General features: G+C 38.8%; 10 protein-coding genes, 1 other RNA gene and 1 riboswitch. Of the genes, 9 read left to right on the top strand and 2 right to left on the bottom strand.

Features of this window, described 5'->3' with window-relative positions; genetic code table 11:
- Positions 1 to 296 precede the first annotated feature (296 nt).
- From ACQKL0_RS08295 to ACQKL0_RS08335, 9 genes are all read left to right on the top strand, one after another.
- Positions 297 to 806, top strand: coding sequence for a CotD family spore coat protein (locus ACQKL0_RS08295; RefSeq protein WP_427686945.1), 510 nt, complete (start codon positions 297 to 299; stop codon positions 804 to 806).
- Positions 807 to 873: 67 nt separating this feature from the next.
- The gene (locus ACQKL0_RS08300) at positions 874 to 1,425 is read left to right on the top strand and encodes a DUF1273 domain-containing protein (RefSeq protein ID WP_402869092.1); all 552 of its coding nucleotides are present in this window, start codon (positions 874 to 876) and stop codon (positions 1,423 to 1,425) included.
- Between the two features lie 206 nt (positions 1,426 to 1,631).
- The gene (gene gpsB / locus ACQKL0_RS08305; protein ID WP_402869090.1) at positions 1,632 to 1,943 is read left to right on the top strand and encodes a cell division regulator GpsB; all 312 of its coding nucleotides are present in this window, start codon (positions 1,632 to 1,634) and stop codon (positions 1,941 to 1,943) included.
- A 77-nt stretch (positions 1,944 to 2,020) separates the two neighbouring features.
- Positions 2,021 to 2,409: RNase P RNA component class B (rnpB, locus tag ACQKL0_RS08310), an RNA gene on the top strand.
- Positions 2,410 to 2,590: 181 nt separating this feature from the next.
- Positions 2,591 to 4,675 (top strand): sensor domain-containing protein, encoded by a 2,085-nt coding sequence (locus tag ACQKL0_RS08315; RefSeq protein WP_427686947.1) that lies wholly within the window; start codon positions 2,591 to 2,593, stop codon positions 4,673 to 4,675.
- A complete protein-coding gene (locus tag ACQKL0_RS08320) occupies positions 4,672 to 5,820 on the top strand; it encodes a THUMP domain-containing class I SAM-dependent RNA methyltransferase (protein WP_402869085.1) in 1,149 nt (382 codons plus the stop codon). The genes ACQKL0_RS08315 and ACQKL0_RS08320 overlap by 4 nt, the downstream gene beginning before the upstream one ends.
- Before the next feature lie 193 nt (positions 5,821 to 6,013).
- Positions 6,014 to 6,214 (top strand): cold-shock protein, encoded by a 201-nt coding sequence (locus tag ACQKL0_RS08325; RefSeq protein WP_034307871.1) that lies wholly within the window; start codon positions 6,014 to 6,016, stop codon positions 6,212 to 6,214.
- 219 nt (positions 6,215 to 6,433) lie between these two features.
- The gene (locus ACQKL0_RS08330) at positions 6,434 to 8,347 is read left to right on the top strand and encodes an ATP-dependent DNA helicase (protein WP_402869084.1); all 1,914 of its coding nucleotides are present in this window, start codon (positions 6,434 to 6,436) and stop codon (positions 8,345 to 8,347) included.
- Between the two features lie 120 nt (positions 8,348 to 8,467).
- Positions 8,468 to 9,988 (top strand): carboxypeptidase M32, encoded by a 1,521-nt coding sequence (locus ACQKL0_RS08335; protein ID WP_427686950.1) that lies wholly within the window; start codon positions 8,468 to 8,470, stop codon positions 9,986 to 9,988.
- Between the two features lie 45 nt (positions 9,989 to 10,033).
- On the opposite strand, the gene ACQKL0_RS08340 is transcribed toward ACQKL0_RS08335, so the two are convergent.
- Together ACQKL0_RS08340 and ACQKL0_RS08345 are read right to left on the bottom strand one after the other, a co-directional pair.
- The gene (locus ACQKL0_RS08340; protein ID WP_427686952.1) at positions 10,034 to 11,686 is read right to left on the bottom strand and encodes a b(o/a)3-type cytochrome-c oxidase subunit 1; all 1,653 of its coding nucleotides are present in this window, start codon (positions 11,684 to 11,686) and stop codon (positions 10,034 to 10,036) included.
- Positions 11,683 to 12,162 (bottom strand): cytochrome c oxidase subunit II, encoded by a 480-nt coding sequence (locus ACQKL0_RS08345; RefSeq protein ID WP_402869078.1) that lies wholly within the window; start codon positions 12,160 to 12,162, stop codon positions 11,683 to 11,685. Before ACQKL0_RS08345 ends, ACQKL0_RS08340 begins: the two co-directional genes overlap by 4 nt.
- A 531-nt stretch (positions 12,163 to 12,693) precedes the next feature.
- A riboswitch (purine riboswitch) is annotated at positions 12,694 to 12,795 on the top strand.
- Positions 12,796 to 12,926 lie beyond the last annotated feature (131 nt).

Raw genomic sequence — 12,926 nt, forward strand, 5'->3', positions numbered from 1 at the left:
ATAAATTTAATAGTGAAAGCGGAGCGAAGAAATGTATAAAACCACATTATTTCTATTTTTTGTTGTCCTATGTTTGACGATTGTTTTATTTACATCATTAAAAGATAGTTTTTATTCTTTTTTATAAAAAGCACGAGGTAAAGCTGCCCACATAAGATGAAAGGTAGTTTGAATTTTCCTTGATTATTGGATTAATTGATATAAATAGGTTATTTCATCAGTACACGTCTACCCTTTTTTTCATAGTCTGTAATGGTAAGGCAAAACTTATCTTGATGAAAGGGGACGAATTATATATGTATTTTCGTAATTGTGGGGGATATCACTCAAATGTAATGGGAGCACACTCCAATGTAATGGGGGCACAATCCAATGTAATGGGAGCACACTCCAATGTAATGGGGGCACAATCCAATGTAATGGGAGCACACTCCAATGTAATGGGGGCACAATCCAATGTGATGGGAGCAAAATCCAATGTAATGGGGGCACAATCCAATGTGATGGGAGCGCAACACTATCCGACTGCTGTTTCTCCAGTACATGGTCAAACCCAGGCTCTTCCTACGCAAACGGCACCGGCACAAGTATCTCCTACTCAGCAATACGTAAACACAAATGTATCTAATACAGTGATTCCTGTTATTCACCCATCTCATACAACAACGGTTAATAAACATTGCAACACATATAAACACTATTTCCCGCATACTCAATCTGTAGTGAACGAGTGTTACACTCAAAACTTGATTTGTGGTATGCCGCCAGTCAATCCTTGCTGCCCACCTAGGCAATTTGGATACTGAAAAAATTAAGGGCCTAATAAGCCCTTATTTTTCTTACATAATGTCTGAAAGGGGGAGTGGTCTTTAGATGAAGGTTTTGTATCTAACTGGTTATAAAGCATTCGAATTAGGGATATTTAAAAATGATCATGAAGGCGTACAATACATAAAAAAAGCGATTAGGCAACGGCTCATTCCCTTAGTCGAGGATGGACTTGAATGGGTGATCATTTCCGGTCAGTTAGGATCGGAGCTATGGGGGGCTGAGGTGGTATTCGAGGTGAAAGAGGAGTACCCTTCCTTAAAATTGGGTGTACTTACTCCTTTTTTGAATCAGGAAGAGTCATGGAATGAGACGAATCAGGATTTCTACCGTTCCATTTTGACACGTGCCGACTTTGTCGAATCAATTTTCAAGAAGCCTTATGAAGGACCACAGCAGTTGAAAGTTAAAAATCGTTACATGGTCAAGAAAAGTGATGCCATGTTGATTGTTTTCGATCCTGAAAAGGAAGGATCTGCAAAATATCCATATTATGAAGCCATGAAAAAAGCGGAATCCCTAGCCTATCCCATTTACCAGATTAGCTTTGACGATTTGCAGCAAGTAGCGGAAGAGGATAACTGGGCTAACGATTAAACCATAAAGCAATAAATCATGGACTAAATGTTGTTTCCAGAGCATAATCATATTATGATGAAAATTAGAAACAAAAGGTAGTCCTGCAAGTCGAAAAAAATTTGTCCTTATTTTAAATAAAAATGTGTTTGTTTGACAAATCCAAGCAGATTTGAAAAAATAATAAAAAGTCGATTGTATTGGCGAAAGTATTGAGGTGAAGTCTTATGCTATCCGATAAGATAAAATTAACGGCTAAAGATATTCTTGAAAAAGATTTTAAAACGGCTATGCGAGGTTATAAACCTGAAGATGTAGACCAGTTTCTAGATCTTATCATCAAGGATTATGAAGTGTTTCATCAGGAAATTGAAGATCTTAAACAAGAAAATCTTAAATTGAAAAAACAAACCGAAGAGAATCCGAAACGTCCGAGTCAACCTGCTCCAGGAGCAACTCCTGGAACTACAAACTTTGATATTTTAAAACGGTTATCCAACTTAGAAAAGCATGTCTTTGGAAATAAACTGTTCGATTAATTGCTTGGTTTTATTTCTTTTTTGAAATTGTATTGTGTTTTATTTGTTTATGGGTTATAATCATTAATGTTATGTTAACGTTTGGGTAATTGCTGCTGCATTTATGCAGTTGAGGAAAGTCCATGCTCGCACGGGCTGAGATGCCCGTAGTGTTCGTGCCTGGCGAAAAAATAAGCTTGGGCAGCAGTCTTTGACTGTTGACGGCCGGGAAAATGCCTAAGTCCTTTTGGATATGGCATGAATACCTATAAAAGTGCCACAGTGACGGAGCCTTTGCAGAAATGCAAAGGGTGGAACGAGGTAAACCCCACGAGCGAGAAACCCAAATTAATGGTAGGGGCGCTTTCTTCCTTGGAATTGAACGAGGAGAAGGACAGAAGCATCGCTTCTGTAGATAGATGATTACCGCCGAAGTACGAGACGCAAGTCGCTTGCAGTACTGAGGAACAAAACATGGCTTACAGAACGTTACCATATAACAATTAAAGAACAACTCTCCTTGTGAAAGGAGAGTTTTTGTTTTGTTTATGAAATTTTATCTAATCTAAATATGTCAAAACAATGTCGGATTTCCCCTTCTTAACACTACGTGTGTAAAATACTTTATCATGGAAGTATAAACTAGTGTACTATCGGAGGTTTTCAACATGAGGGATATGCAGGTTGGTTTTCCGGAAGTGTTTTCATTGGCTGATACCATGCTGCAGCAAATGCAGGAGGGGGCTTTGGTATATACTGAAGAAGGATTAATTATCCAATGGAATAAGGCGGCGGAGAAAATTATCGGATACTCTGATTTTAATCAATTTGGCCATTTATTTCCTTCTTTATTTGCCAGTGAGCATGAGGTTGAAATGATGAGTAAGGAATTACGAAGTAGTCAATCCTATACTGGCTCTCCAATTATGATCCGTAAAAATGGAGAGCGATTTAAAAGTAAAATGAAAATTAGTGGAATCTCATTAAAGGGACAAATGTTTTACTCTGTTATTTTTGATCATCATGATTTTCAGGTAAGGGAAGAAACAGAAAGGATCCTTGCTGAAAAAATTTACATGAATATTGAAGAGAGTGTCTTATATACGGACAAGCATGGTGTCATTCTATCCGTGAACCCAGCCTTTCAAATCGTGACAGGATATACAGAAGAAGAGGCAATTGGAAAAAAGCCAAATATTCTTCAATCCGGATATCATAAAAAAGATTTTTATGATGCCATGTGGAAAGAGATAGGGGAATGTGGAAGATGGAGCGGAGAAATCTGGAATAGACGAAAAAATGGTGAGGTTTTCCTTGAGTGGTTAACGATTCTTGCCATTACGAATGAATCTGGAGAAGTCACACACTATGTTGCGTTGTTTTCTGATATCACCGATAGGAAGCATCAGGAAAATCAACTGCAAAAATTGATTCGGTATGATGCTTTGACGGGAATGGCTAACCGTTCTTTATTGAATGAAGAGCTGTGCCGCTTAATCAAAATGTCTGAAAAATACAATCAAACACTCGCTGTGTTACACTTAGACCTTGCACGATTTAAAGCGATTAATGAAACACTAGGTCATGGATATGGGGATTTATTGCTGAAAAAAGTTGCAGCAAGAATAAAGAGAATGTTGAAAAACGAAAATGTGCTTGCACGAATTGGCGGCGACGAGTTTATCATTGTCTTGCCCCATTTAAAGCATGTAAAAGAAGCTGTCCACGTCTCTGAGGATGTCATTTCAACACTCAAACAGCCTTTTTATTTATATGACGAAGAGGTATATACATCAGTTAGTGTAGGAATTAGTTTATATCCCTTTGATGGCTCACAGGTTGAAACATTATTAATAAATGCTGAAAAATCGTTACAAAAAGCGAAGGCCAATGGGGTTAATAGCTTTGAATTATATCATGAAGATTTACAAACGGGTAATGATACCCGGAGAAGAACAATAGAAAATAGGCTACATACAGCAATCGAAAACAACGAGCTTCAGGTTCACTATCATCCGCAGGTCCATCTTGAAACAGGGAAAGTGGTGGGTGTGGAAGCACTCCTGCGTTGGAGTGTTCCTGAATTAGGACAGGTTTCTCCTGCCGAGTTCATTCCTATTGCGGAAGAAACGGGACTGATCATCCCAATCAGCCATTGGGTCATTAAACAGGCATGTGAGGAAATTAGAAAATTCCATATTTCTGGATATCCTGATTTAAAGGTAAGTATCAATATATCAGGATTCCATTTCACCCAGGAAAACTTTGCGAAAGAAGTCATTGGCCTCATACAAGACACTAACATCAATCCCCATCGTGTGGAGTTGGAATTGACTGAAAGCATAATCATGCCTAATGCCCAGAATTCGATAAAAAAATTAGTCGCACTCAAGCAACAAGGATTTAAATTGTCCATTGATGATTTTGGGACTGGTTATTCATCATTGAGTTACTTGCGAAAATTCCCTATTGATACTCTTAAAATCGATCAAAGTTTTATTAAAAACGTAGATAATGACAAAGATGACTCGGCAATAGTGATAGCGATTATTACTATGGCTAAGACGCTTAATCTGGAAATCATAGCAGAAGGCGTGGAACTTAAAAAGCAAGTAGACTTTTTGAAAACGCAAAAGTGTGATATCATTCAAGGGTTTTACTTGTCAAAACCGTTACCCGTTACTGAATTGCATGACTTTTTGGAAATGTGGAAACCGATTTTGATTATAGGAAAGAAGGTGCATGACGAATGAAACAATTCGATATTATTGCAACATCAGCAATGGGATTGGAATCTATTGTTGCAAAGGAAGTCCGTGACTTGGGTTACGACTGTGAAGTTGAAAACGGAAAAATTATGTACAAAGGGGACCAAATGGCCATAGCCCGCTCTAATTTATGGTTACGCAGTGCCGATCGTGTGAAAATTAAGGTCGCTGAATTCAAGGCGTATTCCTTTGATGAGCTGTTTGAAAAAACCAAAGCTTTGAATTGGGAAGATTACCTATCTGTAGATGTTGAGTTTCCAGTCAGCGGTAAATCAGTTAAATCTCAGTTGTATAGTGTTCCTGATTGTCAGGCCATCGTGAAAAAAGCGATTGTCGATCGATTGAAAAGTAAGTATAAGCAAGTTTCCTGGTTTGAAGAGACAGGCCCATTATTTAAAATTGAAGTATCGATTTTAAAAGATTTAGTAACACTTACGATAGATACATCAGGAGCTGGATTACATAAACGTGGCTACCGCACTGGGCAAGGTGAAGCACCTCTTAAAGAAACCTTGGCGGCAGCGTTGGTAATGCTCACGAACTGGAAACCAGATAAACCATTCATCGACCCATTCTGTGGTTCCGGGACGATTCCTATTGAAGCGGCATTGATTGGACAGAATATTGCTCCTGGATTTAACCGTGACTTCATTTCCGAAACCTGGTCTTGGATGGATAGCAAGGTTTGGGATGAAGCGAGAACCGAAGCTGAGGATTTGGCTGATTACGATCAGTATTTGGATATTTCAGGATGTGATATTGATCACCGCATGGTCGAAATCTCAAAAGCCAATAGTTTCGAAGCAGGTCTTGGAGATTTGATTGATTTCAAACAAATGCAGGTGAGGGATATCTCGACGAGGAAGGAATATGGCGTCATTGTGGGGAACCCACCATATGGGGAACGTCTTGGTGAAAAGAAAGCCGTTGAGCAGATGTATAAAGAGATGGGAGAGGCATTTAAAAAGCTTGATACATGGTCTATTTACATGATTACCTCAAACCCGGACTTTGAACAGTTCTATGGGAAACCAGCTACGAAAAAAAGGAAGCTGTTCAATGGATTCATTAGGACGGACTTTTATCAATATTGGGGAAAAAGGCCGGCAAGACAACCTAGAGGCGAATAAGTAGGTATAATATAATATAAGATTTTGAAAAGTCAGGACATTTTATCTAAAGTGGGTTCTATTCTTGATTATCCCTTCCATTTCTGTTATTCTGATAGTGAATTATTTTTGTTCAGATTTAAGGAATACCTTATTAATCAGTGAGCAAGGATAGTAATATAATGTGTGGCAAACACACTAGGAGGCAACAAAAATGGAACAAGGTAAAGTAAAATGGTTTAACGCAGAAAAAGGTTTTGGATTCATCGAACGCGAAGGTGGAGACGATGTATTCGTACATTTCTCAGCTATCCAAGGAGAAGGTTTCAAAACACTTGAAGAAGGCCAAGATGTTACATTTGATGTAGAACAAGGTCAACGCGGACCGCAAGCATCAAACGTAAACAAAGCTTAATTCAACCTTATAGTATTTACAGACAGGCTCTCTAGGGAGTCTGTCTTTTTGTTTTTTGGCAATCCCTAGCAATATAAACACCATAGTACATAAAACTTTTTAATAGCCATGACAAAATACCTTGACTATGTGAAGGAATTGAAGGATAATATACTTTTGCCTAGATATATTTTAAAACCTGAATTCATATACTTAAGATAGATAAAAGGGGAGACCAGGATGCTAAAAACACTGCCTTTTTCGGTAACAAAGGAAGATTCTTTTTATGATAAGCTTTCAGAATGGATGGGTGATGTTTTTTACGATATTCTTCCCGAAAAAGGATTCGAGCTACGTGACGAACAAATATTCATGGCTTTTCAACTAGAAAAGGCCTTTAAGGAAAAAAATATAAGTTTCGCAGAAGCTGGGGTAGGGACGGGTAAAACATTGGTTTATCTGTTATATGCAATCTGTTATGCCAGATACACCAATAAACCGGCAATCATTTCCTGCGCTGATGAGACTTTGATTGAACAGCTCGTTAAAGAGGAAGGCGACATACAAAAAATAAAGAGCGCCTTAGGTATTGAAGTGGACGTTAGGCTTGCGAAATACCACGATCAATATGTATGCCTAAAAAAGCTGGATCATGCTGTGAATCATGAGGATTCTGAGGGCATCGATCAGCTATTTGATGAACTCCCTAAATTTGTGCATAACAATTCTTCCATGAATGCTTATACGCCTTATGGGGATCGTAAACAATATCCATACCTCAATGATGAAGATTGGTCTAAAGTAGGCTGGGATCAGTTACAAAATTGCTTTACCTGTGATAAACGTCAGCGTTGTGGACAAACACTTTCCCGTGATCATTACCGGAAATCAAGTGACTTAATCATTTGTTCACATGATTTCTTCATGGAACATGTTTGGACGAAAGATAAGCGCAAGCGTGAAGGACAACTACCGTTATTGCCAGAACATAGTTGTGTAATCTTCGACGAAGGTCATTTACTCGAATTCTCTGCACAAAAGGCACTGACATATAAAGTGGGTGAACAAACCCTCGCTTCAGTTTTAGAGTTGTTAACAGCTAATCAAGTGCGTGAGGAAACGCTGTACATCATAGAAGATTTAATTGATATCAACGAAGAATTTTTTGATTTGCTCGACGAAAAGGCAATTCATGTAAGTGGTTCAAACCGATATGAAATACCGATGTCGAAAGAAATCACCAATTTTGCTAAAAGACTTCATGAAAAGGTGGAAGAACTAGAAGAAAGCCTTGTTTTTGAATCGGAAATGTATACGATTAACGACTATGATTTGAAAGTCACTGAAGAGTATTTAGAACAGTTGGGATACTCACTTTCTCTCTTCGTGAAAGATGAACAAGCCGTTTCGTGGTTTGAAGAAAATGAAATGACTAAAACGTTGGTCATCATGCCTAGACTTGTCCAGGATATTTTATCTGAACAAGTATTCTCGAAAAAAATTCCATACATTTTTTCATCAGCGACCTTATCCGATAATAAATCATTCCAATATATTGCGGATAGCTTGGGGATTAAAAAGTTCGATAGCTTCTCGGTTGAATCTCCATTTGATTATGAAGAAGTGATGAAGATGAACATGCCGACCTTTGAAAAAGGAGATCGGTTAGCTAAGCTCAATTATACAATGGGAACAATCGAGGAAAACAAAGGACGGACACTCGTATTGTTTCAATCAAAAGAAGAGTTGCTTTGGTTCAAGGAGAACTGCAAGAAGGGTGATTATCCTTTCTATTTTGAAGGTGAATCGGAGATTAGCGACCTTGTTAAAAAGTTTCAGGATGAAGAGCATTCCGTTCTGTTCTCCTATCATTTATGGGAAGGCCTGGATGTTCCGGGAGATTCATTGCAGAATGTAGTGATACACTCCCTCCCATTCCCGCCACATGATCCTGTATTCGAAGCTAAGAGGAACTCGGTCACCGATCCATTTGAAGCCGTTGACCTCCCGTATATGCTTCTTCGTTTACGTCAGGGTATTGGACGTTTAATCCGGACCAGCAACGACTCTGGAACTGTACAAATACTGATTGACAATGATTTATCAAATCAAGTTAAAGAAAAAATCATTTCTGTCCTTCCGGTATCTCTTTAATAAAAAAACATGTTAAGGTCCAAGGGAAATCCCCTTGGACCTTTTATGAATTCAATTCGTTCTGATGTGATTTTCCCTTGTATAATATGGTAAAGTGTAATGTGAAAGGGGATGTTTTATTTGACAGGTAGCGTAGAGCAAGTAGAAAGAGAATTTAAAGAATACGTCAAGAAAATATCGGCATATAACGAGGCGCTTGCACTCATATTCTGGGACTTGCGTACGGGAGCTCCCAAAAAGGGTGTGGAGCAACGATCTGAAGTGATTGGGGTGCTCTCCTCTGAAGTTTTCAATATGACCACAAGTTCCGAAATGAAGCGGTTTATTGATGAGCTCACAACAGAGAAAGCAGAACGAAAACTTAGTGAAGTAACGATGAAAATGGTACAGGAATGTAAGAAAACCTTTGAGAGAAATAATAAGATTCCAGCAGATGAATATAAGGAATTCGTGATATTACAATCCCGTTCGGAAAGTGCGTGGGAAGAAGCAAGGGAAAAAGCGGACTTTTCTATATTTGAACCTTACCTTGAGAGAGTTGTCGCCTATACTCGTAAATTTGTTGAATATTGGGGATACAAGGACCAGCCATACGATACTTTGTTAGATATGTATGAACCGGGTATGACCGTTGAGATCCTAGATCGAGTATTTGGTGAGCTTCAGGCGAGCATCGTTCCCTTGGTCAAGCAAATTGCCGATAGTAAGCATCAACCCGGGACGGATTTCCTTTATAAGGAATTTCCTAAGGGGAAACAACAGCAATTCAACCACGAAGTTTTAAAACAAATCGGGTACGATTTTAAGGCTGGTAGGCTTGATGAAACCGTCCATCCATTTGCAACTGGAATCAATAGAGGCGACGTTCGTGTTACGACCCGGTATGACGAACGTGATTTTAGAGGCGCAATTTTTGGCACCATCCATGAGTGTGGCCACGCTATTTACGAGCAGAATATTGCTGAGGAGTTAACGGGTACACTTCTCGATAGTGGGACTTCGATGGGAATCCATGAATCTCAATCTTTATTTTTTGAAAACTTCATTGGCCGAAGCTTAAGTTTCTGGAAAAACCAATATTCGCTTTTAAAGGAGTTTGCTCCCGAGCAGTTCGCGGATGTTGCACTTGAAGATTTCTATCGTGGAATTAATGAATCGAAGCCTTCTTTTATCCGTATTGAAGCCGATGAGTTAACATACCCACTACATATCATGATTCGCTATGAATTGGAAAAGGCTCTCTTTAATGGTGAGCTTGAAGTGAAGGACTTACCAAGTGCATGGAACAAAAAATACGAGGAGTATCTGGGTATCATACCTGAAGATGATGCAGTGGGTGTTTTGCAAGACGTCCATTGGTCTGACGGAAGTTTTGGGTATTTTCCATCCTATGCACTTGGCTATATGTATGCCGCTCAATTTAAACATGCGATGCTGCAGGATTTACCACAATTTAATGAACTTTTGGAAGCAGGTAACATTGAACCTATCAGGAATTGGCTTAACGAAAAGGTCCATAAATTCGGTAAGTTGAAAAAACCCTTAGAGATTTTGAAAGAAACAACGGGGGAAGGTTTGAATGTGCAATATTTAATCGAGTATCTAGAAGAAAAGTATAAAGCGGTTTATAAAGTTAAATAACATGGATAAAGTGAAGCCTTGGCAACTTGCCAAGGCTTTCTTTAATCACCATAATTTAAAACCCTTTGAACCTGGTGGGGCATTTTGAATGATATCAATAAATGGAATGGTATAGGCGAAAAGAATAAGTGCTGCGGTTATTCCAAGCCATAATTTCCAGTTTTCAAAAACGAGAGAAATCGTTGCATCCTCATTTGATTCACCTACTGGGAATTCTTCATTTCCCTTTGGAGCAAAGAAGGCCAATTGGATGAAAATAATAATATATAAAACGATTCCAATAAATAGTATGGTTCCACCGATTGCCTGGGCGATTTGATAAGGAATCCACTCAAGTGCCTGTGCTGACTCCCCATAAGTAGAAAAAGATGAGCGACGAGGTGCACCCAGTAGTCCGGCAATATGCATAGCCCCAGACATGATGGACATTCCGATTGCCCAAAAGATACCTTGAATGATGGCTAATTTATTAAGTTTTTTAGTCAATATCCGTCCAGTCAAATGAGGAACCAGCCAATAAGAAATGCCGAAAAAAGTTAGAATTACTGAAGTGGCCAATGTTAAATGAAAATGTCCCGTTACCCATATGGTATTATGAACAACCTGGTTCAATTGGTTCGATGCATTGACAAGTCCCCCGGCTCCAGCTGGGACGAAAGCCACCATCCCGATAAAAGGAACGGTAAAACGGGCATCGCCCCAAGGGAGTTTTAGGAACCATCCGAATAAACCTGTAGCATTTTGTGAACGTCCGTATTTTTCAAAAGTGCCGAATAAAGAAAAAGCAGTCATTAAAGAAGGGATTACGACCAAGAAAGTTAATACAACTTGTATATATTTCCAAACAGGGTCTATTCCTGGCTCAAGCAATTGATGATGAAGCCCGACAGGAATGGAGAACAACAGAAATAAAATAAAAGACATCCTCGCTAATGAATCAGAAAATATTTTACCGCCAATGATCTTAGGAATCACTACATACCAGCACATATAGGCTGGTAGCAACCAGAAATAAACAAGTGGATGACCAAAATACCAGAACAAAGTCCTGCTTGCTAAAATGTTAATCGAATCAACCCATCCTAAAGACCAAGGAAGAAGCTGGAACAAGACGGTGATAGCGACCCCCAACGTGGCTACGAACCATAATAAAGTATTGACCACAGCCATGAAACTTAATAAGGGGCTGGATTTTCCCTTGTTATTTTTCCGCCATTTATGGTATGTCACCAATAGGGAGCCACCGCTAACCCAACTGCCAACGATGACAAGTGTCAATCCCCCATAGAAAATAGGATGGGCTTGAAGAGGGGCATAAAAAGTATAAAGGACGGAAGCTTCGTTTAATAACACCATAAGAGCCGCCATTGCCGTTCCAACTGTCATTGTCCAAAAACCAACCCAGCCTGAGAATCTTGCCCATTTGGTTAAAGGTCCTATGGTTTTACTGACTGCTGAAAGATGAAACCCCAAAATGAAGAAGGTCGTAAGAATTAGTGCGAGTAAAACGCCATGGACAGTAAGTAGTTGATAATAGGTTATTCCTGCAGGCAATTCGACTTTGCCTGAACGTACAAGTGTTTGAAGGAGTCCCGCAAAGCCCCCTAGTTCCAAGGCAATGATGGCAACATAGAAATGTGCCATGGAAAGCTTCGCATCAAGTGGGTGAATTTTTTCGTTATCAATAGCTTTTGTCATTTTGAAACCACCTCAATTTGAGAGCTCATCATATGGTGACCAACTCCGCAGTATTCATTGCATATAATTAGGTTTTCCCCCACTTTATTGAAAGTAGCGGTATATTCACTGACATAACCAGGTTCAAGCATCATATTGACATTTGTCCCGGCTACTTCAAATCCGTGGATGACATCCTTGGTTGTCGCAATGATTTTGACAGTCGCCCCCTTTGGAATCTCCACCTTTGCTGGGCTGTACGAAAAAGCCGAAGCCACAAATACTAATTCATAATCCCAATCCTTTCCGTCTACTTTATGTAATCCGGGATCATTGAAGGGGGCAGTGGTATCAACCTTTTCAGGGTCGATGGTTACTAAACAGCTTGGTGGCTGGTTCCCTAAATAGAAAGCACTTACCCCTAGAACTGTTAAGAAAATGAGTAGGGCGACCGTTCCTAAAATGAGCCAAATCTTTTCAAACTTATGCATATGCATCATTTATCCTCCTCACTTAACCTAAACGACCCGTAAATAAAAAATAAATGCTGACCCAAATCACTATTAGAAAAATTCCAAGTAGTAAAACCGAAGCGAGTGTGCCTTTCAAATCAGAATCTTGTTTTATTTGTGTTTTGTTCTTGCCAGTAGGTTCGGACATTTTTTCACACCTTTCCCATTAGAAAAAAATAGAGTAACTAAGCTACTTAATCATACAAAAGTACCAGATGAATAGTAGCTGTTTTTTCTCATTTCACAAATTGTTCAATCATTGTCTTAACAAGTTGGAAATAGGGGAATATTGAAACGTTAAGGAAAGTGTTGGTTTGAAAGGAAGGTGTATTGTGAAAGTATTGTGAAGTTTATGAACTTGCCATTTATATTCCATACGAAAGGATATCTCCAAGATATATATTTTTGAATTTTCAAATAACACGAATGATAAACTATCATTTTAATTTAAAGTTCGTTTTTTTATCAAGTTTTTCTTTTCAAATTGTGAAGGCATTGTTATAATTCTTGTATTATTAAAAATAAATTTTTTTCACTCGTATAATCGCAGGAATATGGCCTGCAAGTTTCTACCGGATTACCGTAAATAATCTGACTATGAGTGAGTAATAGATCTTGTCGCGACTTGAAGGGACTTTATATATCCTTTTTCATGAATGCCCAAGAAATATTGCTTCACTCTACTATGTGATGCAATGTTTCTTGGGCATTTTTCATTTACCAGGAAACAATGACATGACTTAAAATAA

Origin of the sequence: Peribacillus sp. NPDC097264, from assembly GCF_050277925.1 — a bacterium.
GTDB lineage: Bacteria > Bacillota > Bacilli > Bacillales > DSM-1321 > Peribacillus.